General features: G+C 68.9%; 20 protein-coding genes and 1 pseudogene. 16 read left to right on the top strand and 5 right to left on the bottom strand.

Annotated elements, in window-relative coordinates:
- Positions 1-14: 14 nt before the first annotated feature.
- A complete protein-coding gene (locus ACWDSL_RS04155) occupies positions 15-494 on the bottom strand; it encodes an N-acetyltransferase family protein (RefSeq protein ID WP_450481534.1) in 480 nt (159 codons plus the stop codon).
- Between the two features lie 306 nt (positions 495-800).
- Between ACWDSL_RS04155 and ACWDSL_RS04150 the strand changes: the two genes are divergently transcribed.
- The 11 genes from ACWDSL_RS04150 to ACWDSL_RS04100 all read left to right on the top strand — a co-directional run bounded on the left by ACWDSL_RS04150 (position 801) and on the right by ACWDSL_RS04100 (position 13,321).
- Positions 801-2,534: an OPT/YSL family transporter gene (locus ACWDSL_RS04150; RefSeq protein WP_450481515.1), complete on the top strand. Its 1,734-nt coding sequence runs from the start codon at positions 801-803 to the stop codon at positions 2,532-2,534.
- An 80-nt stretch (positions 2,535-2,614) separates the two neighbouring features.
- A complete protein-coding gene (locus tag ACWDSL_RS04145; protein WP_353596785.1) occupies positions 2,615-2,749 on the top strand; it encodes a hypothetical protein in 135 nt (44 codons plus the stop codon).
- 128 nt (positions 2,750-2,877) lie between these two features.
- The gene (locus tag ACWDSL_RS04140) at positions 2,878-4,380 is read left to right on the top strand and encodes a radical SAM protein (protein ID WP_450481513.1); all 1,503 of its coding nucleotides are present in this window, start codon (positions 2,878-2,880) and stop codon (positions 4,378-4,380) included.
- 32 nt (positions 4,381-4,412) lie between these two features.
- Entirely contained in the window at positions 4,413-5,150 is a 738-nt protein-coding gene (locus ACWDSL_RS04135) for a methyltransferase domain-containing protein (protein ID WP_450481511.1), read from the top strand.
- Positions 5,141-6,508: a TldD/PmbA family protein gene (locus ACWDSL_RS04130; protein WP_450481509.1), complete on the top strand. Its 1,368-nt coding sequence runs from the start codon at positions 5,141-5,143 to the stop codon at positions 6,506-6,508. The genes ACWDSL_RS04135 and ACWDSL_RS04130 overlap by 10 nt, the downstream gene beginning before the upstream one ends.
- Positions 6,492-7,928, top strand: coding sequence for a metallopeptidase TldD-related protein (locus ACWDSL_RS04125; protein ID WP_450481507.1), 1,437 nt, complete (start codon positions 6,492-6,494; stop codon positions 7,926-7,928). The genes ACWDSL_RS04130 and ACWDSL_RS04125 overlap by 17 nt, the downstream gene beginning before the upstream one ends.
- Complete coding sequence (locus tag ACWDSL_RS04120) at positions 7,925-9,154, top strand: NAD(P)/FAD-dependent oxidoreductase (RefSeq protein ID WP_450481505.1); 1,230 nt, start codon at positions 7,925-7,927, stop codon at positions 9,152-9,154. Before ACWDSL_RS04125 ends, ACWDSL_RS04120 begins: the two co-directional genes overlap by 4 nt.
- Before the next feature lie 4 nt (positions 9,155-9,158).
- Positions 9,159-10,568: a hypothetical protein gene (locus tag ACWDSL_RS04115; RefSeq protein WP_450481503.1), complete on the top strand. Its 1,410-nt coding sequence runs from the start codon at positions 9,159-9,161 to the stop codon at positions 10,566-10,568.
- A 39-nt stretch (positions 10,569-10,607) separates the two neighbouring features.
- The gene (locus ACWDSL_RS04110) at positions 10,608-10,976 is read left to right on the top strand and encodes an ArsR/SmtB family transcription factor (protein ID WP_450481501.1); all 369 of its coding nucleotides are present in this window, start codon (positions 10,608-10,610) and stop codon (positions 10,974-10,976) included.
- Between the two features lie 70 nt (positions 10,977-11,046).
- On the top strand, positions 11,047-12,153 hold the full coding sequence (locus ACWDSL_RS04105; RefSeq protein WP_450481499.1) for a GTP-binding protein: 1,107 nt from the start codon (positions 11,047-11,049) through the stop codon (positions 12,151-12,153).
- Positions 12,154-12,553: 400 nt separating this feature from the next.
- Positions 12,554-13,321 carry an aquaporin gene (locus tag ACWDSL_RS04100; protein ID WP_450481497.1) on the top strand — a complete coding sequence of 256 codons (768 nt, stop codon included), beginning with the start codon at positions 12,554-12,556 and terminating at the stop codon, positions 13,319-13,321.
- Between the two features lie 139 nt (positions 13,322-13,460).
- Here ACWDSL_RS04100 and ACWDSL_RS04095 read toward each other — a convergent pair whose 3' ends face one another.
- Positions 13,461-14,855 carry an NAD(P)-binding domain-containing protein gene (locus ACWDSL_RS04095; protein WP_450481495.1) on the bottom strand — a complete coding sequence of 465 codons (1,395 nt, stop codon included), beginning with the start codon at positions 14,853-14,855 and terminating at the stop codon, positions 13,461-13,463.
- A gap of 105 nt (positions 14,856-14,960) precedes the next feature.
- Between ACWDSL_RS04095 and ACWDSL_RS04090 the strand changes: the two genes are divergently transcribed.
- The 3 genes and pseudogenes from ACWDSL_RS04090 to ACWDSL_RS04080 all read left to right on the top strand — a co-directional run.
- Positions 14,961-16,019 (top strand): flavin-containing monooxygenase, encoded by a 1,059-nt coding sequence (locus ACWDSL_RS04090; protein ID WP_450481493.1) that lies wholly within the window; start codon positions 14,961-14,963, stop codon positions 16,017-16,019.
- A 51-nt stretch (positions 16,020-16,070) separates the two neighbouring features.
- Positions 16,071-16,439 carry an ArsR/SmtB family transcription factor gene (locus ACWDSL_RS04085; protein ID WP_450481491.1) on the top strand — a complete coding sequence of 123 codons (369 nt, stop codon included), beginning with the start codon at positions 16,071-16,073 and terminating at the stop codon, positions 16,437-16,439.
- A 26-nt stretch (positions 16,440-16,465) separates the two neighbouring features.
- Positions 16,466-16,958 (top strand): annotated as a pseudogene (locus tag ACWDSL_RS04080) (N-acetyltransferase family protein); the annotation flags it as partial.
- 31 nt (positions 16,959-16,989) lie between these two features.
- On the opposite strand, the gene ACWDSL_RS04075 reads toward ACWDSL_RS04080, so the two are convergent.
- The 3 genes from ACWDSL_RS04075 to ACWDSL_RS04065 are packed head-to-tail and all read right to left on the bottom strand — an operon-like array spanning position 16,990 to position 19,432.
- A complete protein-coding gene (locus tag ACWDSL_RS04075) occupies positions 16,990-18,042 on the bottom strand; it encodes an ArsO family NAD(P)H-dependent flavin-containing monooxygenase (RefSeq protein ID WP_450481489.1) in 1,053 nt (350 codons plus the stop codon).
- Positions 18,039-19,121 (bottom strand): ACR3 family arsenite efflux transporter, encoded by a 1,083-nt coding sequence (arsB, locus tag ACWDSL_RS04070; RefSeq protein WP_450481487.1) that lies wholly within the window; start codon positions 19,119-19,121, stop codon positions 18,039-18,041. The genes ACWDSL_RS04075 and arsB overlap by 4 nt, the downstream gene beginning before the upstream one ends.
- Positions 19,118-19,432 carry an ArsR/SmtB family transcription factor gene (locus tag ACWDSL_RS04065; protein WP_450481485.1) on the bottom strand — a complete coding sequence of 105 codons (315 nt, stop codon included), beginning with the start codon at positions 19,430-19,432 and terminating at the stop codon, positions 19,118-19,120. Before ACWDSL_RS04065 ends, arsB begins: the two co-directional genes overlap by 4 nt.
- A gap of 76 nt (positions 19,433-19,508) precedes the next feature.
- Between ACWDSL_RS04065 and ACWDSL_RS04060 the strand changes: the two genes are divergently transcribed.
- Positions 19,509-20,138, top strand: coding sequence for an arsenate reductase ArsC (locus ACWDSL_RS04060; RefSeq protein WP_450481483.1), 630 nt, complete (start codon positions 19,509-19,511; stop codon positions 20,136-20,138).
- A 47-nt stretch (positions 20,139-20,185) separates the two neighbouring features.
- On the top strand, positions 20,186-20,605 hold the full coding sequence (locus ACWDSL_RS04055; protein WP_450481481.1) for an arsenate reductase ArsC: 420 nt from the start codon (positions 20,186-20,188) through the stop codon (positions 20,603-20,605).

The following is a 20,605-nucleotide window of genomic DNA, read 5'->3' as shown; positions in this document are numbered from 1 at the left end:
CGTACGGGGAAGTCTCAGCGACCGGATTGCTGGCTGCGGCGCTCGATGAAGATCACGTCGCGCCAGACGCCGTGATGGCAGCCGATACGTTCGCGGGTTCCGACGATACGGAAACCGGCGCGGGTATGGAGGGCCAGGCTCGCGGCATTCTCGGGGAAGATGCCGCTCTGGATCGTCCACACACCCGCCTCCTCCGCGGAACGGATCAGAGCCTGCAGCAACGCTGCGCCGATACCGCGCCCGCGTGCTTCGGGGTGAACGTATACAGAGTGCTCGATCACTCCCGCATACACCGGACGGGATGAGACCGCTCCGGCGGCCGTCCACCCCTGGACGCGGCCGGCAACTGGATCCAGGGCGACGAAGCGGTGCCCGGGCAGCTTGGAGCGAGCGAACGCGGCCCAATCAGGTGCCGCCGTCTCGAAAGTCGCGTCGCCCTCGTCGATACCGAGCTGGTAGATGGCCAGCACCTCGGTGGCGTGACAGGACCGCATTGGCTCGATTTGTACGTCGGTCCGTACGTGGACCTCGGCATCACTAGTCATCTCGAACAAAGACCCCTCGTCTGACGCGACTGACGGCGTGCTGCGGATGAGCGCCGTTGTATCCGGAAGCCACACGGGATGCTGCCACCCAGCGTGGTCGCGGATGGTTGTGCCAGGTTTCGGGCTCGATGCTGACAGAACCGGATCACTCATGCCGTCTTGACGCCCATCTGGCGCATCTCTACCGTCTCGGAGTGGCATCGGCAAACTTCGATACCACTGACCGTCATCACGGTGAAAGGGGGACGTACGCCCATGGCCAGCAGCGATCATGCAGAGCCGACGGGCGCGCCGCCTCCGGAAGCCGGCACCGGCAGCGTTCAACGATCCTTATCGGACTTACCGGACCACAGCGTCGGCGGCCATTCGCTCGCCTCGACCATCGCTGTGGGCTTCGGTATCGGCACCGTGTTGTGCGTGCTGAACGTTCTGGTGCTGTTCAGGACCGGCACGTCCTTCGGCGGCTCGGCGCTCGTCGCGCTGCTGGGAGCGTGGCTGTTGCGGTTGCTCGGCCGACTGACCTGGCAGCATCTGTTCATCGTCTTCTCGCTCGCCACCAGTGGTTACGTCGCTACCGCGGCGCTGGACACCGGTATTGGCACGGTCATGCTCCAAACCGGCCGTACACCGGCGTGGGTGCTGCTGGTGGTCCTGGCCGCCACGGCGAACGTCATCGGTGTGCTGCTCGGTATGGCCATCGCCCGAGGCTTTGTCTTCACTGAGCGGTTGCCCTTCCCTACGCTGCGGCCCGCGATCACTCTCATGCAGGCCCTGACACGGTCGGGCGGCGCCGAGGCCAGGAGCTTAGGCCGCGTCCTGCCTGTGGCGGCCGTCACCGCAGGGGCTGTGGCGGTTGTGACCGATGTGACAGGACACGACACCACGCCCGGAGTGCCGGGGGTGTCCTTCCTGTCCCTGGCGCTGTCCCCGCTGCTGTTCGGCCTGGGATTCCTCATCGGGCCCCGAGCCTGTCTGTGGCTTGCCGCGGGCTCCGCCTACTCGATGGTGGTGTGGTTCGTACGAGAGCGCGCCGACTCGTCGCCGATCTCCTACGACCGGCACCTGACGTATCCCTGGGTGCTGGCGTGCGGTGTCGGCCTGATCCTGGGCTACTCTGTGATGTCGCTGGTGCGGGTACGCGCTCCGCTGGCTGCCGCGCTGACGAAGGGCGTCCGCCCGGTCCTCGCTTCCCCTACCGGCCGACGGAGGGCGATGGCGTCGGCGGTGGCTCTGCTCGCCGCAGTGGCCGCGCTGGCCGCCGTGTGGGGAGCGGTGGTGTTCGAGACGGTCGGATTCGTGCTGCTCGGCATGGTGCTGGTGCTGGTGTTCGGCCTCTTCCTCAACCGCGCCGGAGGCGAAGTCGGAATCGCCCCGCTGGCCCCGGTCCTCTACTTGAGCGTGGCGCTGCTTGCTGCGCTTGGTCTCGGGCCGACGACCGCTGTGCTCGCCGCCGCGACGATATGCAGCACCGCCATCGCCTCGGTCTATTACACGTACGCGGTGAAAGTGGCCGACACCGCCCCCGACGGCGAGACCGTCCCGGCCCGGCAGATCGTGTGGACGCAGGCCCTGGGCGGAGTGGTGGGCGCGCTGCTCGGCATCAGCGTCATCTACGTGCTCATCCACCTCGGGCTCGTCGGCGGGCATAGCTTCCCGGCCCCCATCGCCCAGGCACTGGGCTTCATCGACTCGACAGTCCGGGATTCCGCGGACTACTCGGGAGCGATGGGGCTCGCTCTGGCCGTCGGCGGACCCGTCGGGGCGGTGCTGTCGTTCTTCGGCAAGGTGATGCCCACCATGATCGGGCTGGGCATCCTGCTGCCGCCCGCATACTCCCTGACGATCGGGCTCGGGGGCCTCACGCGCCAACTCGCCGTACGCGGCCACGCGGAGCGGCAGAGCGCGGTCGAAGCTGTGGCATCGGGGCTGATCATCGGCGAGGGCGTCGTCATGGTCGCCGTACTGACTGTCAGAGCGTTTCTCGAATAGCACGCCAACAGGACTTCCTTCGCCGGCGGCGGAGGATGCGAGGGCACGGCAGAGACCGAAAGGGAAGGAGGTGAAGTCCAATGATGGAGATCGCGAACATCGAGAACGCGGAGGTTGAGGAGCAGCAGCCCGACTGCTGCACCGCACTGCGCGGCCGCAAGAACCTCGACGTCCAGGCCAACGTGATGGTGGCCGACCCCGAGGGGTGCGACTGACCCCGGGGAACCCGTACGACCGCACAACGCACTGCCCACCGGAACGCACCGGTACCGGTTACTCATCCTGCCGTGCCCTCATCCCCAGACGTCTTGGGAGAAGTGCCATGCGAGTCAGTGCAAACACCGTGGAATTCAAGGTAGGCCTCCCGCCCGGCCTGGTCGGTCCCGAATACCTGGCCGAGGACGGCAAAGTCAGCGTCCTGGCCGACGCGGTCTCCGGGAGCATGGATCTTGTCAGCCGCGCCGAGTTGGAGGCTCTGGACCGCCTGCGGAACGGAACCGCCACCAACGAGGACCGCCAGACCATCGCCGTCTTCCAGGCCCGCGGTTACGCCTACGAGTCCGAGGGATCCGAGCGGACGGCCTATCAGGGCCTGGTGGACGGATACTTCCAGGCGATCCAGGAAGCGCCGTTCCAGTTCATGTTCATCCCGTCTTTCGTGTGCAACCTCGCCTGTGATTACTGCTTCGAGGGCGAACTGACCACGAAGAGCCCGCGGATGACGGAGGAGATGATCGAGGCGGCCTTCGACTCGATCCCGATGATCCAGGAACTGCATGAGAACTCCGGACCGCCCTACATCACGTTGTTCGGTGGCGAGCCTTTGCTGGACAACCCGTACCAGCACTGGGCTGTGGAGGAGATCCTGCGGCGCGCTTATGACCGCGGCTACCCGTCCACCGCGATCTCCAACGGCGTGGACCTCGACAAGTACGTCCCCCTGTTGAAGCGTTACGGCTGCAACGAGGTCCAGGTGAGCCTGGACGGAACCCCCGAGGTGCACGACCAGCGGCGGGTCTTCCGCAACGGCAAGCCCACCTTCCACCGCATCGAGCGGAGCATCGACGCCGCCCTCGATGCCGGGGTCCGGGTGCTCATCCGCCTCCTGGTGGACCGCGACAGCATCGACAACATGCCCCAGTTCGCCGAGTTCGCCAGGGCCAAAGGGTGGATTGGGCATCCCCTGATGACCCTGTTCTACGGATTCACGAAGCAGACCACCTTCCTGTACGTCACCCCGGACCACCCGGAGGAGAAGCGCCAGAGGATGGTGCGCGGTGACGTCAAAGCCGGCCTGCGGGATGCCTTCTACGCCATGCTCGAAGCGAACCCCCTGGTCGACGCGCTGCTCCGCCCCGACCCGGCTCGCATCCGGTCGGCCGTTATGGAAGGCGACCGCGTGCATCCGAACCTCCAAGGGTGCAGCGCGGGCACCAGCGTCATCGCCTTCGACCCCCACGGCAAGCTCTACGGCTGCCCGGAGACCGTAGGCCGCCCGCAGCATGCGTGCGGTGAGTACGCACCCGAGTTCCGCTACTCCCACGGCTACCGTGAGCCATGGCGGCACCGGCACGTCGACACCGTCCCGATGTGCCGGGACTGCAACGTCAAGCTGTTCTGTGGAGGCGGTGGCTGCCCGATCAAGGCATGGGCAGCGAGCGGTGGTGACTTCGCCACCTGCTACTGCCCCAAGGTCGAGACCATCAAGACCAACGTCGAACGCGAACTGGCCTACCTGCTCCCCATGGCACTGCGTCGCAGGAGCCAGACGAAGAAGGCCGACGACAGGAGTGACAGCACATGGCAGCAGATGGCACAGGCGGGTTCGTTCCCCTGGATGAGCTGAGAATAGGAGCCCCCACCTCTACAGAGTTACCGGTGGAGACCGCCGTCAAGGAACGGTACGACACTCTGGCGCAGGCTGGAGCCAGCACACTGTGCTGCGCACCCCAGACGATCTACACACCCGAAGAACTGGCCGACATTCCGCAGTGGGTTCTGGACCTGTCCAGCGGCTGCGGCACGCCGCTCGGTGGTGTCGACCTGCGCCCCGGGCAGACGGTCGCCGACTTCGGCTGCGGCGCAGGTCTGGATCTGATTCTCGCGGCCCGACGCGTCGGCCCCGAGGGGCAGGTGATCGGCATCGACGGCTCGATGAGCATGGTCCGCACGGCCCGCAAGGCGGCCAAGGAGGCCGGCCTGACCAACATCGATGTCCGAGTCGGCGACATCCGCCGCCCGCCACTGCGCCCCGACAGCGTGGACGTTCTGTTCAGCAACTGCGTACTCGGCATGTTCCCGGACAAGACCGATGTGCTGCGCGCGATCGCCACGGCCCTGCGGCCGGGCAACGGGTTCGCGGTGATCTCTGACGTGGTGTACCTCGACGACGTTCCCGAGGACGCCGCGGACAGCACGACCGCCGATGCCGAGGACTACGCACGGTGTGTGGTGGGGCTGACCGCCGACCAGTACCGGGAGCTGGTGTCCGCTGCCGGTTTCGAACACGTCGAGATCAGCGACGACGGGCCGGTGTCCTACCGCGACGGCGCCCGTGTCGCCAGCGCGACGATACGGGCCTACCGCGGCCAGCCGCCCGAGACCCCGTGCTGCTGAACCCGTTCGCCGCCGCAGGACTGCGCGGCCCCGAGTACGCCGAGCTCCGTGCCGAACGGAGCCGGCTGCTGAGCGCGGTCTGGCGCGGCGGGGCACTCGAGGGCATCAACTGGACGCTGGACGAGGGCGGATGCGCCCGCGTGCTGGGGCCGGGCGGGTCCTCGTTCGTCTCGTACACCGACGGAGACCCGGCCACGGCTCTGAGCCAGGCGCGGCACCGATCCCAGAGCCTCGCCGCCGCTCCCGCCCGGCCGGCCGAGCGGGAACCGGTGCGAGCCGCCTACCGCACGGAAGCGGCCGAGCCGGTCGCCGACGTCGCCCTCGATGAACAGGTCGGCCTGCTGGCGGCCTACCACGCGCGGGCGCTCGCCGCACACCCCGCGATCACCGGGGCACTGGTGTACTACCGGCACACGCACAGCACGGTGGATCTGGTGACCAGCGACGGCAGCGAACTCAGCTGGACCAGAGGCGACATGACCCTGCAGATCACGGTGTACGCGGGCGACGGTGGCGGGCGCGGGGTGGGTTCTGTGTCGGTCGGCAGCGCAGGGGACTTCGCGGCGGTACGAGGCCTGGAGGAGCGGATCGACCAGGCCGCCGCCACCGCCGTCGAACTGTCCCGCGCGCCTGCCCTGGAGTCGGGCACGTACGACGTCGTCTGCGACGGCCCGCTGGCCGCGATCTGGGCCCACGAGACGGTCGGCCACCTCGCGGAAGCCGATCATCAACTGGGCGACCCGGACATGGTCGAGGCGATGAAGCCAGGCCGGCAGGTGGGCCCCGCCGAGTTGACGATCACGGACGCGGCCGGCCCACCTACGGCGCGCGGCCACGTGCCCTTCGACGACGAGGGGACTACGGCTCGGAACGTCACGATCATCGGGAAGGGAGTTCTGGAGACCTCCCGGCTGCACGACCGAAGGACCGCCGCGGCGTTCGGGGAAAGCCCTACCGGGAACGCGCGCGCCCTGGGTTTCCGCCATCCGCCGCTGCCGCGCCTGCGGACGACCTGCATGGAGGCGGGCCCCGACGCTCTCCCGGACATGATCGGCGGAATCCGGGGACGGGGCCTGCTGGCCTGCGGAGTCCTGGGAGGCCAGACCGACCGCCTCGGGTACGTGTTCATGCCCGCCACGTGCCGTCTGATCGAGGACGGCGAGGTCAAGGGCCTGGTGCGCGGAGCCACGCTCTCCGGCGACGTGCTGGACAGCCTGGGCAGGGTGGACGCGGTCGGACAGGAGGTCTGGCGCGGGGACACCTCGGCGAGCTGCGGCAAGCAGGGCCAGTGGCCACTGCCAGTGTCCTCCTGGGCCCCGGCCATCAGACTGCGGGGGCTGCGTGTCGAGACAGGGTGACGCCCACACCGGGCGAGCAGACTCGGCACTCTCCCACGCCGTCCAGGAGATCCGCGCCGCCGCCTCATCCCGGGTCCAGTCCTGGGAGCTGGTGGCGCTCGACCGGCGCGAGACTGTGGCGGAAGTGGCCAGCGGCGAGCCCGACGTGGTCCGTTCCGGTCAAGAGCTCACGGCCTGCCTGCGCCTGGTCGTGGACGGAAGACTGGGAACCGCCACCACGACCCGCCCCACGCGGGTGGCCGAATTAATCAACGCCGCCCTGGAATGCGCCGCTTTTGGCCCACCGGTCCCCGCCCTGGCCGACCCACCACACCTTCCGCACACGGGTCGTACCCACCATACGGAGCATCTCCCCGACGAGGAGATCGTCGCCGGCACCCGCGCGTTGGCGGACCAACTGGCCGGACTGCAGCGCCGCACCGGGCTTCTCTTGCACGGCGCCATCTCACGCGTGGATGAGACTGTGCATGTGGCCACGGAGCACGGTGGCACAGTCGAGACGACCGGCCGGTGGGCAGTCAGCGGCGTCGCGGAGGCCCAGCAGGTCGGACGCCTGCAGATGAGCTGGACTTCGTGGACGCGCGCCCCCTCAGTCCCGGGCCAGGTCGCCGACTGGCTTTCCCAGGCAGGCGGCTGGCAGGAACTGCCCCATGAATCCTGGCCGTCCGGTCCACAGCCGATGGTGCTGCTCGCCCCCCACGCGGTGCACACCCTGCTTTCCCCGCTGGTCTCCTCGCTGAGCGGCACGGCCGTCGCCATGGGGCGGTCCTTCGTCACCGACCAGCCGGGCGGCGAACGGCTCCTCGACCCTCGTGTGAGCCTGCTCGACGGGACGTACGGAACCGACGGGTACGAAGCGGGTGGTGCAGACGGCCTGCCATGTCCCTCGGTCGACGACGAGGGTGTTCTCTGCAGTCCCCTCACCCTGATAGAGGGCGGTGCGCCGTGCGGCCGGTACCACACCCGCCAGAGCGCGGCGGCGACCGGAAACACCCGCCCCACCGGGCACGGCTTCCGCGGCAACGCCCTGCGTCGCAAACCAGCCCAGCCGGTGTCCGCGGTGCTCAACAACGCCTACCTGCACGCTGAGCGGGAGTTGCTAGCCCCTGCGGCTGGGCTGCTGGCCGCCATGGACCACGGCGTGGTGATCGAGTCCCTGCTCGGCGGTGTGCAGAAGGGCCGCCTCTCCCCGGTCGTGGAGGCACGGGTCCGGCAGGGCTTCGTGGTACGGCACGGACATGTCGTGGCCCGATTGCGCGGCGGTGTCCTGCGGATGGACCTACGCGATGCGCTCGGCTCTGGCCTCGCCGGGGTCTCGAACGAGGTCTGGCCTGTCAGCCGGATGTGGACCGGGCGGCTGCCCTTCGTACTGACCAGTGACCGAAGCGACCGAGGGAGTGGATTCCGACGTACGACGTGATCATCGTCGGCGGCCGGGTGGCCGGATCGGCGCTCGCCGCACTGCTGGCCAGGCGGAACTGGCGGGTGTTGCTGTGTGACCGTGCCCCGCTGCCGAGTCCCGCTGTCTCGACCCACTTCTTCGGCCCGTCTGTCCTGGCCTTCCTCGATGACGAACTCGGGGTTCGGGAGGACGTCGAGGCCAGCGGCGCCCCCCGGCTCGCGCACTGGCATCTGCAACTGGGGGACAACTACTACGGCGGGCCGATGCTGCCGCGTGCCCGACATCCGTACAACCTGTGCGTACGGCGCGAGACCCTGGACGGGATCCTGTTGCGACGGGCCGCCACCGAGCGGCAGGTGGAGATCCGCGACCGCTGCTCGGTCAAGCGCCTGCTGGTCGAGGGCGGCCAGGTCGTCGGCGTAGCAGGCCATGGTTGGCAGGAGAAAGCGCGGGTCGTCGTCGGAGCCGACGGTCGTGGGTCGCTCGTCGCCCAGCAGGCTGGAGCCGCCACGCTGTTCGACGCCGGGGTCCTGCGCGCCACCTTCCACGCATACTGGCGCGGCGTGCGCCCTCTCCCCGAACCCTCGTTGGAACTGTGGCACGACAACGGCGACATCATCCAGGCAGGGCCCTGCGACGACGGCCAGTGGGTGATCATGCTGTCCTGCCCTCCCGACACCTTCGGACCGCTCCGCCACGACGGCGTCGCCGGATACGAACAGCGGCTGCGCTCCCTGTCCTCAATGGCCGCACGGCTGCGCGACGCGGACCGCATCTCTCCGGTCTACGGCTGTGGCACGCTGCGCAACTACCACCGCACCGCCGCAGGCCCCGGCTGGCGGCTCGTCGGCGATGCGCTGTGCCACAAGGATCCCCTCTTCGGAGCGGGCATCGGCGACGCCCTCACCGGAGCGCGGGCCCTGGCCGACACCCTGGACGCTGCGCTGAGTGGAACCAGCGGCTGGGAGGAGTCAGCCATCGCGTACGGCGCGCGGGTGGAGGAGAAGATCGCCGGAAGGATGCGCGCGGGGCTGGAGGAGGTGACGATCCAGCCGCCGGAACCCGGCCAACTGGCTTGGATCCGGGCAGTGCTCAGCCACCCGGGCCTCGCCTTCGACCTCGCTCGCTACTGCTCTCAGCTCTTCGCCGGGCTGCCCGAGGACCGGCAGGCGTTCTGGCAGCGGGCAGCCGACACCACCGCGGACGTGCTCGGTCTCCCTGCCCCGGCCAGGCTGGGGGAGTGAGACGGTGAACACGGTGCTGCCGGACTACCTGACCGACCACGCTGCCGACCTGGCCGCTCTGCAACGGCAGGTCGCGCACGACCGCTGGCTCGCCGCCACAGGCCAGGACAACGGCACCGACGCCGTGGCCCTCAACCGGTACGAACGCTTCCGGCACGTCACCGACGGCCACCTCTTCCACACCGCGCTGGACCGGGGAGACGTGGCTTTCGCCCAAGAGCTGGCCTTGTGGTACTTCCGCACCAACCTCGCCGCGCCCACCCTCTCGTTGCGGCAGGCGCAGCGCGCCACCACGGCCCCATGGCGCGGCAACGAGCTCAGCCACTCCCAGCTGCTCGCCGCCCACCGAGCTGCGGACTCCCCACAGGACCGGGAAATACTCGGGCAGGCTCTGGCTGCGGTCAGCGCACAGCTGGGTGAGCATCGGCTGCGCTGGCTTGACGCATACGCCGAGGCCCGGCAGCGACTCGGCTTCCCCACCCACGGCCACCTGGTGCGCGCCCTGCACCCGGACGTCGACCTGTGGGTGGCCGACGCCCGTGGCTGGCTGGCCAAGACCCGCGAGGACTTCTTGCGGCGCTGGCGCGACTGGCAGCGGACCGACGGTCTGGTCGAGCCACGCCTGCTGGATACCAGGCTGGTCGCTGAACGGGCCGGATCGGCTGGACTCACCAGGGACCCGATGGCCGCCGTCGTGGACACCGTCGCGTCATGGGGCATGTCCGGCGCCCTGCGACGGGTCACGATCGACACCACGGCCCGGGCGGGGAAGCTCAGCTTCTCCTTCTGCTCGCCGGTCGACCCTCCGAGGGACGTACGCGTGTCGGTGGGCACCGGCCGCTCGCTTCGCGATCTGCCAGTCCTGCTGCACGAGTTCGGGCACGCCTTGCACTTCACCGTGGGAGTGAACGGGCCCGCCGACTTGTGGCGGACGTCGCCCGCGCTGACTGAGGGATTCGGCTTCGCCCTCGAGCAGATCGCGCATCAACCCTCGTGGCAAAGAGAGTTCCTTGGCCGGGAGGTGCCGCAGGAAGCCCTGGCGCGGCTGCGGTTCAGCCGGGAAGCCGTACAGCGCCTGGTCGCTGCGGGCCTGTGTTACGAGATGGCGGTCCACGACGGATGCCCGGACCCGGAGGGCGAATACACACGTGTCTTCAGCGCCGAGTTCGAGGTGGCAGCGCCCGGGGCGGAAGCGTTCAGCCGGATGCAGTCATACCTTGAAGGGCAGCCGTGCTACCCCCTCGTCTACCACCAGGCCTTCCGACTGCGGGCGCCGCTATGGGAGTTTCTCTGCCAGCGCGGAGGCGGGGAGTGGTACTCGACGACCCACGCGAACAGCGCGTTGCAGGCACTGTTCCGGCAACTGGAAGCCACCACCTTGGAGGACTGGACGACTGAACTGCCAACCTCGTGAACTGTCGACCTGACCGTATACACATGGGACCATCAGGCGATGGGGACCAACGAGCTTTACATCGTGGACGAGGTCGCGGACCGCCGCCCCCCGATGGCAGGTATCCCGCTGTCCGAGGAACGGTGCAACGAACTCGCGCGCCGTTACAAGGCCATCGGCGACCCGGTACGGCTACGGCTACTCTCCTTGATCGCCTCCCATCTCGATGGCGAGGTATGTGTCTGCGAACTGGTCGGCGCTTTCGATCTTTCACAGTCCACCATCAGCCACCACTTGAAAATCCTGCGCGACGTGGGATTGGTGGAGTCCGAGCGGCGCGCCTCATGGGTGTACTACCGCATTAGCCCGGCTGCACGTGAATCGCTCGGGTGCCTACTGGAACATCCCCAGGCCGCAGAAGCACAGTGAAATGATATTGAAACGCACTTCACGAAGGCACCATTGACCGCAGTCCGCCACGCGCCCTACCGTCAATGGCATGATTCGATTCATAGCACTGAGTGGTTTCCTGGGGGCAGGTAAGACGACGACACTTCTGGCCGCGTCCAGGGAACTGGAGAAACGAGGCCGTCGGGTCGCTGTCATCACCAACGACCAGGGCGCTGACTTAGTGGACACCCAGCTCATGAAGTCGCAGATGGGAGCCGTCGGGGAGGTGACCGGCGGCTGTTTTTGCTGCCGGTTCGAGGATTTAATGGAGGTCGCCCAGGACCTCATCGACAGGGGTGCCGCCGACACCTTGCTCGCGGAGTCGGTGGGCAGCTGCACGGACCTCCAGGCCACAGTGGTCCTGCCGTTAAAGAGATATTACGGAGATCGTTTTCTGGTCTCACCGCTCACCACCGTCGTCGAACCCGACCGCTATCAGGCATTCACCTCGTCGCTGCCTGTGGGAGAGAAGAACGCCGACCTTTCCTACCTCTTCGGAAAGCAGCTCGAAGAAGCCGACATCATCGCCCTGAACAAGACCGACCAGCTGCCACCGAACGCCCCTGAAAAGATCACGTCTCAGCTCGGCCTGCGCTTTCCAGAGGCAACGGCGATCATCCCCTATTCCGCGACAACCGGAAGCGGAATTCCAGATTTAGTAGACGCCTGGCTGAGCACCCCCGCTGCTTCCGCCCCCGTCCTCAGCATCGACTACGACCGCTACGCCAGCGCCGAGGCCCATCTCGCATGGCTGAACCAGCGGTTCGACACTGCCGCAGTCAAGGACGCACACGGCTTCGCCTCGGAGACATGGGCGACCACGGCCCTGACACACCTGTCGGCGGCAGCCGCCGAGCACGGCTGGACCGTGGGACACGCCAAGGTCACTCTGACCTCCGGCGCCGCCCTGGCCAAAGCGAGCCTTGTCGCGGCGGGCGCAGAGCCCATCGCCTACAGCACGGCGACCGACACCATGCGGTCGGCCGAGGTCCGGTTCAACGCCCGGGTGGCGTGCGATCCGTTGGAACTGGACGAGGCAGTCCGGGCGGCCGTGCGCACAGCGGACGAGGCATGCGGCTGCGCCTCGGTGGCCACAGCTGCCGCCACCGCTTTCCGCCCCGGCTATCCGCGCCCGGTGCACAGGCTGGAAGCGTAGTCCGGCCCTGGCGAGAGCCGAGGAGGACCCCGACGAGGTAGCTGCCCCTGCTGGTATTTGATCTCTCCCGAGAGCCTTGATGTGGGGTGTGATCCGGTCGTCGGCCAGGGGGAGAGGAAGCCGCCAGCTATCTGTGAGCGCCCGGCGTTATGGACGCACACGAGCAACACGGATCCTGTGGGAGCGGTGGCGGACATCGTTCTTCTCTCTGTCGGCCGGACTTCCGATGACGCAGTCCATCCAGCCCGGCGTAGAGGCAAACGGATGCACCAGCAGGCTCATGCGGCGTTACCGGCTCAAGCTCAGCATCATCACCCACACTGGCGGCGCGCACCCTCGCCGTTGCCCGTGCCACCGCTGGGAGCGGGATCACCTGATCCTTCCTGAATGAGGAGCCCCTTTGAAGATCGACACCGGATCCCAGTCCACGGACGCCGTTCCCCAACCCGTGGTTGGCGCGACGCCGTCACGCGCCCCGCTGGCCCGCCGGGCCGCCGCTGAGCTGGTGGGGACTGCCGCGCTGGTGGCCGTCGTGGTCGGCTCCGGCATCCAGGCGACCGAACTGAGCCGGGACGTTGGCGTGCAGTTGCTGGCCAACTCGACTGCCACGGTCTTAGGTCTCGGCGTGCTGATAGCTCTGCTCGGCCCGGTTTCCGGCGCGCACTTCAACCCCGTGGTCACACTTGCCGAGTGGTGGACCGCCCGGCGTGGCGGCCCAGGTGCCACCGGCCGCGATGTCTTCGCGTACATTCCCGCCCAGGCTGCGGGAGCCATTGCGGGTGCCGTCCTGGCCAATGTCATGTTCGCCGAGCCGGTGGTGAAGTGGTCTGCCCACGACCGGGCGACCGGCCACCTGCTGGTCGGCGAGGTGGTCGCGACCACCGGGCTCATCCTGCTGGTCTTCGGACTCCTCCGCACCGGCCGGACGCATATCGCGCCGGTGGCCGTGGCCTCGTACATCGGTGCCGCCTACTGGTTCACCTCCTCCACGTCCTTCGCCAACCCGGCGGTCACGGTCGGCCGGGCGTTCTCCGACACCTTCGCAGGCATCGCCCCCGGTTCGGTGCCTGGCTTCATCGGCGTGCAACTGATCGGCGCCATCGTCGGCTTGGCCCTGGTGGCGCTCCTCTTCGGGCGAGGCCAGGGTCCGTCCTCGGCGGACGGCTGATCCAGGAGCGAGGCAGCCCTGAGCGACCCCTCGCCGCGCGACTCCAGTGTGAGCGCCCGCCGCCTACTGACCGACCGACGGGGCCATGACCGGTCCCCCAATCCGGTTGCGGCCCCGCGTGCGCAAGCGTTGAGGCTGGTCACGAGCCGCAGCAGCCTCCCGTCGGAGCTTCCTCGGAGACGGCTGGTGCGCCGAGCTGGACGAGCTGCGGTTCGGGGGCGACGCAGCAGCCTCCGCTGGACGCCTCTTCGGCTTCGGGCGCGTCGAAGAGGCCGGCGCCTCCGCAGACCCCGGTTTCGGGCAGGGTGAGCTCGACACGGTCGGCCGCTTCGAGGTCGCCTGCGATGGCGGCGACGACGGAGCGGACCTGTTCGTAGCCGGTCATGGCCAGGAAGGTCGGGGCGCGTCCGTAGGACTTCATGCCGACCAGGTAGATGCCCTGCTCAGGGTGGGACAGTTCGCGGTGGCCGTGAGGGTAGACGGTGCCGCAGGAGTGCTGGTTGGGGTCGATCAGCGGCGCGAGCTCGGTCGGCGCCTGGAGGCGCTCGTCCAGGCCGAGGCGGATCTCGGAGAGGAAGGACAGGTCGGGTCGGAAGCCCGTCAGCACGATCACCTCGTCGACCGGCTCCAGCCGTCGGCCGTCCTCCCCGACCAGTACCAGGTGTCCGGCGCTGTCGCGTTCGATCGCCTCGGTACGGAACCCGGTGACCGCGTCGGCGTGGCCCTCGTCGACCGCGGCCTTCGCAGCGAGGCCGAGAGCACCGCGGGCGGGCAGCTGATCGGCGGTACCGCCGCCGAAGGTGGAACCGGAGATTCCCCGACGCAGAATCCAGATGGCCCTCGTGCCGGTGTCACCGTCGGACTTGGCGAGGTCGGCCAGGCAGGCGAGCGCCGTGAAGGCGGAAACGCCGGAGCCGATCACAGCGGTGCGCTTGCCGGCATACCGGGCCCTGGCGGCGGGGTCCTTGAGGTCGGGGATGCGGTAGGTGATGCCGTCGGCAGCCGCCTTCTCGCCGAGCGCGGGCAGCCCGCAGCCGCCAGCCGGGCTCGGGGTGGTCCAAGTTCCGGAGGCGTCGATCACAGCGCGGGCGAAGACGCGCTGCTCGGTGCCGTTGTCGTACTGAACATGGACGACGAACGGCTGGGCCTCACGGTCGGCATCCACGATCCGGTCGCGGCCGGATCGGGACACCCCGGTCACCCGGGCGCCGAAGCGCACCTGGTCGCCGAGGGCATCGGCGAGTGGCTGCAGGTACTGCTCGGCCCAGTCCCCGCCGGAGGGGTAGGTGCTCGCGTCGGGCTTGGTCCAGCCGGTCGGGGCGAGCAGCTTCTCCGCGGCCGGGTCGGTGAGCTCACCCCAGGTGGAGAACAGCCGCACGTGCGACCACTCGCGCACCGCCGCCCCTGCAGCGTCACCGGCCTCCAGGACCAGCGGCTCGAGGCCGCGGTCGACCAGGTGGGCAGCGGCGGCCAGACCGGCGGGTCCGGCTCCGATCACGACGACGGGCAGTTCGGTGGTGGCGGGCGCGTTCACGGCGACTCCTTGCGTGTTTCGACGTCTGTCGATGTCTTGCGCAGCCAGCATCCCAGCTGATTCGATAAGCGTCAACATAGACATTTATCGAATCGAGGTTCGTTTATGGAACACGTTGACGTGGTGGTCATTGGCGGCGGTCAGTCGGGGCTGGCTGCGGCGCACATGCTGTTGCGGGAGGGGTTGAGCCCGGTAGTTCTGGAGGCATCGAAGCGGGCAGCAGGGTCGTGGTCGCGGTACTACGACAGCCTCACCTTGTTCTCGCCCGCCCGGTACAGCTCCCTGCCTGGGATGCCGTTCCCCGGTCAGGATCCGGACCGATACCCCCACCGGGATGAGGTAGTCGCCTACCTCACCGCTTACGCAGCCCGCCTGGACGTCGACATCCGCACCAGCAGCCGCGTCACGGACGTGCGTGCGGACGGATCGGGGTTCGTCGTGGATCGGGAGGGTGGCGGGAGCCTTGCGACGCCGGCCGTGGTCGCGGCGTCCGGCACCTTCGGTCACCCCTACCGCCCGGCGCTGCCGGGCCTGGACCGGTTCGCCGGCCAGGTGCTCCACGCCGCCCACTACCGGAGTCCCGAGTCATTCGCCGGGCAGCGGATCGTCGTGGTCGGCGCGGGAAACTCCGCGATACAGATCGCCACCGAACTCGCCGCCGTGGCTCGGGTGTCCCTGGCCAGCCGGGGGCCGGTGAAGTTCGCGCACCAGCGCCCCCTCGGCCGCGATCTGCACTTCTGGTTCAAGTGGACTGGCATTGACTCGGCGCCGGTCGGCCACTTCCTGCGTACCCCGCCGACCCAGCTGGTCATCGACGAGGGCCGCTACCGCGCCGCCCTCGCCGCGGAGGCGCCGGACCGCCGGGAGCTGTTCACCGGCATCGAGGACGGCAAAGTCACCTGGGTGGACGGGAGCGTGGAGCAGGTCGACACGATCCTGTTGGCCACCGGCTACCGGCCGGACCTGCCCTACCTCGGAGGCCTCGGCGCCCTCGATGCCGCAGGGCACCCACTCCATCGCGACGGCGCTTCCTCCACGCATCCGGGCCTGGCCTTCGTCGGGCTGGAGTGGCAGCGCAGCCTGTCCTCCAACTCCCTGCGCGGAGTGGGCCGGGACGCCGCCCGTGCAGCCCGCCGCCTGGCCGCTCACGTGTCCCGGAGCTGACTCCGCACGCGGCCCTCGCCGCACTGCTTCGACATGTGTCAACATAGACGCATGTCGAATGCCAAGGTGCTGCCGCTGCTGGACGCCGCCCCTGAGGCCGTGGTGCCCTGCTGCCCGCCCCTGACCGAGCGCCCCATGACCGCCGAGGAGGCCGGGACGGCCGCGCGGATGTTCAAGGCGCTCGGCGACCCGGTACGGCTGCGGCTGTTCTCCGCCGTCGCCTCGCACAAGGGCGGCGAGGCGTGCGTGTGCGACATCTCCGACGTCGGCGTCTCCCAGCCCACCGTCTCCCACCACCTGAAGAAGCTTAAGGAGGCCGGGCTGCTGACCTCCGAGCGGCGCGGCACCTGGGTGTACTACCGCGTTGAGCCGTCCGTGCTGGCTGCGATGGGCAAGCTCCTGACGGCCGCTGCCGCCTGACAGCCGCACTCAAGGGGATCCAGCGCATACCCAGCACCACAGGCCCATCGAGCGCGACCGTTGGCCCGCTGACCGCCGAGCACGCCAATCAGGTCCTGGCGATCTACCAAGCGGGCATCGACGAGGGCAACGCCACGTTCGAGACCGCCGCCCCGACCTGGGAGACGTTCGATGCGGCCAAGCTGCCCGAGCACCACTTTGCCGCCCTCGGCGAGAGGGGCGGTGCTCGGGTGGGTCGCGGCGACCAAGGTCTCCGACAGGTGCGCGTACGACAGGCGTCGTCGAGTACTCCGTCTACGTCCACCTCGCTGCCCGGGGGATCGCTTCCGCCTGCTCAAAGCCCGCATCGAATCCGCCGAGGCGGCCGGGATCTGAGCCATCCAGACCGGGATCTTCCCGGAGAACACCGTCAGCCTTGCCGTCCACGCGCGCGCCGGGTTCCGTGTCATCGGCACTCGGGAGCGCATCGGCCACCGCCACGGCCGCTGGTGTGACGTCGTCCTGGTCGAGCGACGCAGCGGGGCCACCCGCTACCGGGTGGGATGGGCTTTCACAGCAGTTCGGCGATCTGGCGTGCCGCTTGGCGAGCCGGGCGGCCTACCCCGATCAGCGTGGCTGAGGCGGGGCCGGTCCAGTCCCCGTAGCCGAGCAGGTGTAGCCGCGGCTCGCCGATCGCCCGTGTGCCGACTGTGGCGATGTGGCCGCGCGCTCCACGCAGTCCGAGCGGGGCGAGGTGGGCCAGGGCGGGCCGGAAGCCGGTGCACCAGATGATCGTGTCCGTCTCGGCGCGGGTGCCGTCAGCCCATGCGACACCGGTCGCACTGAGCCGGTTGAACATCGGCTTCGCCGTGAGTAGCCCGGCGTCCCGGGCGGCGCGCACCGGCGGCACGGCGACGATGTCGCCAAGCGAGGCCACGCCGCCGGTGTCGGTGCGGCCTTCGTCGAGGGCACGGCGTCGGGCGGTCGCGGCATCGAACAAGGCCCGGCCGTCGATGTCGTCGGCCAGGAACCGCGGCGGACGCCGGGTCACCCACGTCAGCTCGGTGTCGTGCGCAAGGTCGGTGGCGATCTGCGCGCCGGAATTGCCACCGCCGACGATGATGACGCGCTGGCCGGCGAAGTCGGCTGGGCGTCGGTAGTCCACGGTGTGCAGCTGACGGCCGGTGAAGGTGTTGCGGCCGGGGACGGCGGGCAGGAAGGGGCGTGACCAGGTGCCGGTGGCACTGATGACCGCATGTGCCTGCCAGGCGCCGGAGTCTGTCTCCACCCGAAGCCACGCACCGTCGCGGTACACGGCCTGGACTTGGACGCCGTGCTGGACCGGCAGCTCATACCGCTTCTCGTAGTCGGCGAGGTATTCCACCACGTGTCCGGCGTCCGGGTAGGTCTCGCCGGGCTGGGGTGGCATGAGGCGGCCGGGCAGCGAGGAGTGGGCGGCCGGGGAGAACAGGTGCAGGGAGTCCCACATGTGCTGCCAGGCCCCGCCAGGCGTGGACTGGGCGTCGAGGATGACGAAATCCACGCCGTGGCGGCGCAGGTGGTATCCGGCGGCGAGCCCTGACTGGCCGCCGCCGATCACCACCACATCTGTCTGCTGCGTCACCGCGCGGCCGTGAACTTCTTGCGCCAGGCCAAGGAGACGTACACCAGCGCGACCAGGACGGGAACCTCGATGAGCGGGCCGACGACGCCGGACAGGGCCTGGCCGCTCGTGACGCCGAAGGTGGCGATGGCGACCGCGATGGCCAGCTCGAAGTTGTTGCCCGCGGCGGTGAAGGCCAGTGTGGCGGTGCGGTCGTAGTTCAGGCCGATCGCTTTGCCGAGCGCGAAGGTGCCGAACCACATCAGCGCGAAGTAGACCAGCAGCGGCACCGCGATCCGCACGACGTCCAGAGGCTGCGAGGTGATCGTCTTTCCCTGCAGGGCGAAGAGGATGACGATCGTGAACAGCAGCCCGTACAGGGCCCAGGGGCCGATCTTGGGCAGGAACTTCTGCTCGTACGTCTCGCGGCCGAGTTTCTTCTCGCCGGTGCGGCGGGTGAGGAAGCCCGCGAGGAGCGGGATGCCGAGGAAGATGACGACGTTCAGGGCGATCTTCCACATGGAGATGTCCAGGTGTTCGCCGTCGCCCAGGCCCAGCCAGCCGGGCAGCAGGTCGAGGTAGAACCAGCCGAGCAGGCCGAAGGCCAGGACCTGGAACACGGAGTTCAAGGCGACGAGTACGGCGGCGGCTTCGCGGTCGCCGCACGCGAGGTCGTTCCAGATGATCACCATGGCGATGCAGCGGGCGAGGCCGACGATGATCAGGCCGGTGCGGTACTCGGGTAGCTCGGGCAGGAAGATCCACGCCAGGGCGAACATCACCGCAGGTCCCAGGATCCAGTTGATGACAAGTGAGGAGATCATCAGCTTCCGGTCGCCTGTGACGGCATCCAGCTTGTCGTAGCGGACCTTCGCCAGCACCGGGTACATCATGATCAGCAGGCCGAGCGCGATCGGCAGCGAGATGCCGCCGATCTCTACCTTGGCCAGAGTGTCGTTCAGGCCGGGGATCAGGCGGCCGAGCCCGAGGCCCAGAGCCATCGCAGCGAGGATCCATACGGCGAGGTAGCGGTCGAGCGTGGAGAGCTTGGCGACGACGGAGGTTTCGTCGGTGGTCGCGGCTGCTTCGGTGCGGGTCACGGGCAGGCCCTCTTGGTGTCGGCGGCCGCGGTGGCGCGGGCGGTGGCTGCCAGGTCGGCGAACTGACCGGCCAGGGTTTCGATGACGTCGGGCTTGAGCCGGTAGTAGGTGAACCGGCCGCACGGCTCGGTCTCCACCACCCCGGCCTCGCGCAGCACCCTGAGGTGGTTGGAGAGGTTCGTCTGGCGCGCGCCGGTCTCCTCCACCAGGTGCGTGGTGCACAGCGTTTCGCGGGCCAGCAGGGTCACGATCTGGAGCCTGAGCGGGTCGGCCAGCACCCGGATCAGGTCAGTGTCGACTGACGTCATCATGGGCTGATACTGTCACATCACCTGGAGCTGATACCAGTCCAGGCTGACCTATAGGCCCCGTCGGAAGGGTCTCGCCATGTCCGCCTCCCCGCTCGCCCTCCCCGACGAGCGCCTTGCCGCCGGGGCAGCCCGGCTCGCCACCCGGCACGCCGGCCGTTTCGCAGCCGAGACCGTACAGACCCTGCTCGCCGACTCCTACCGGCGCCTCGCTGCGACCGCCCGAGTGCACACGCACCTCGTCGTGCTGGCCGAACGCCTGACTGCCGAGCGCCTGGACGCCCTGTCACACGTCCAGGGCGCCCCGGGTCCCGGGCTGCCGCGCGTGCTGTTCGTCTGCAGCCACAACGCCGGACGCTCCCAGCTGGCTGCGGCTCTCCTCGAGCACCGTGCCGCTGGTCGGGTGACCGTCTCCTCGGCGGGGACACACCCGGTGGCCGAGGTCGAGCCGCATATCGCGCAGGTCCTTGGTGAAGCGGGCGTTGAAGTGGCCGGGGCCTTCCCCAAGCCGCTGACCGACGAGGTCGTCCAGGCCGCCGACATCGTGATCACCATGGGCTGTGGGGACGCCTGCCCTGTCGTGCCCGGCCGCCGCTACCTGGACTGGCCCGTCGCCGATCCCGACGGCGCGCCGATCGCAGAGGTGCGGGCCGTCCGCGACGACATCGACGCCCGCATCACCGACCTGCTGACCTCCCCGGCCACCTGAACCACCCCGCGCCCCCGCTGCTGATCCATTTCGCGAAGGAAGAACCCATGCCTGCCGCCCCGCTCGCCTCCGTGCTGTTCGTCTGTGTCCACAACGCAGGCCGATCCCAGATGGCCGCCGGTTTCCTCAACCACCTCGCGGGCGACCGGATCGAGGTCCGCTCCGCGGGCTCTCTGCCCGCCGATCAGGTCAACCCGGCCGCTGCCGAGGCGATGGACGAGGTCGGCATCGACATCGCAGCCCAGAAGCCGAAGGTCCTGACCACCGAGGCGGTACAGGCGTCCGACTACGTGATCACCATGGGCTGCGGCGACGCCTGCCCGATCTTCCCCGGCAAGAAGTACCTCGACTGGGCCCTGGAAGACCCCGCGGGCAAGGGCGTTGAGGCTGTGCGCCCGATCCGCGACGAGATCAAGACCCGCATCGAAGCCCTCATCGCCGAGATCGACGCCAAGCAGGAGGCATGA

The sequence above is a fragment of the Streptomyces sp. NPDC000941 genome (assembly GCF_053599555.1).
This window is presented reverse-complemented; position numbering and strand designations above follow the sequence as displayed.

Bases quoted from the DNA above. Each gene is read 5' to 3' on its own strand.
- ACWDSL_RS04155 (WP_450481534.1), bottom strand. From the start codon at position 494: ATGCGGTCCTGTCACGCCACCGAGGTGCTGGCCATCTACCAGCTCGGT.
- ACWDSL_RS04150 (WP_450481515.1), top strand. From the start codon at position 801: ATGGCCAGCAGCGATCATGCAGAGCCGACGGGCGCGCCGCCTCCGGAA.
- ACWDSL_RS04145 (WP_353596785.1), top strand. From the start codon at position 2,615: ATGATGGAGATCGCGAACATCGAGAACGCGGAGGTTGAGGAGCAGCAG.
- ACWDSL_RS04110 (WP_450481501.1), top strand. From the start codon at position 10,608: ATGGGGACCAACGAGCTTTACATCGTGGACGAGGTCGCGGACCGCCGC.
- ACWDSL_RS04105 (WP_450481499.1), top strand. From the start codon at position 11,047: ATGATTCGATTCATAGCACTGAGTGGTTTCCTGGGGGCAGGTAAGACG.
- ACWDSL_RS04090 (WP_450481493.1), top strand. From the start codon at position 14,961: ATGGAACACGTTGACGTGGTGGTCATTGGCGGCGGTCAGTCGGGGCTG.
- ACWDSL_RS04085 (WP_450481491.1), top strand. From the start codon at position 16,071: ATGTCGAATGCCAAGGTGCTGCCGCTGCTGGACGCCGCCCCTGAGGCC.
- ACWDSL_RS04065 (WP_450481485.1), bottom strand. From the start codon at position 19,432: ATGATGACGTCAGTCGACACTGACCTGATCCGGGTGCTGGCCGACCCG.
- ACWDSL_RS04060 (WP_450481483.1), top strand. From the start codon at position 19,509: ATGTCCGCCTCCCCGCTCGCCCTCCCCGACGAGCGCCTTGCCGCCGGG.
- ACWDSL_RS04055 (WP_450481481.1), top strand. From the start codon at position 20,186: ATGCCTGCCGCCCCGCTCGCCTCCGTGCTGTTCGTCTGTGTCCACAAC.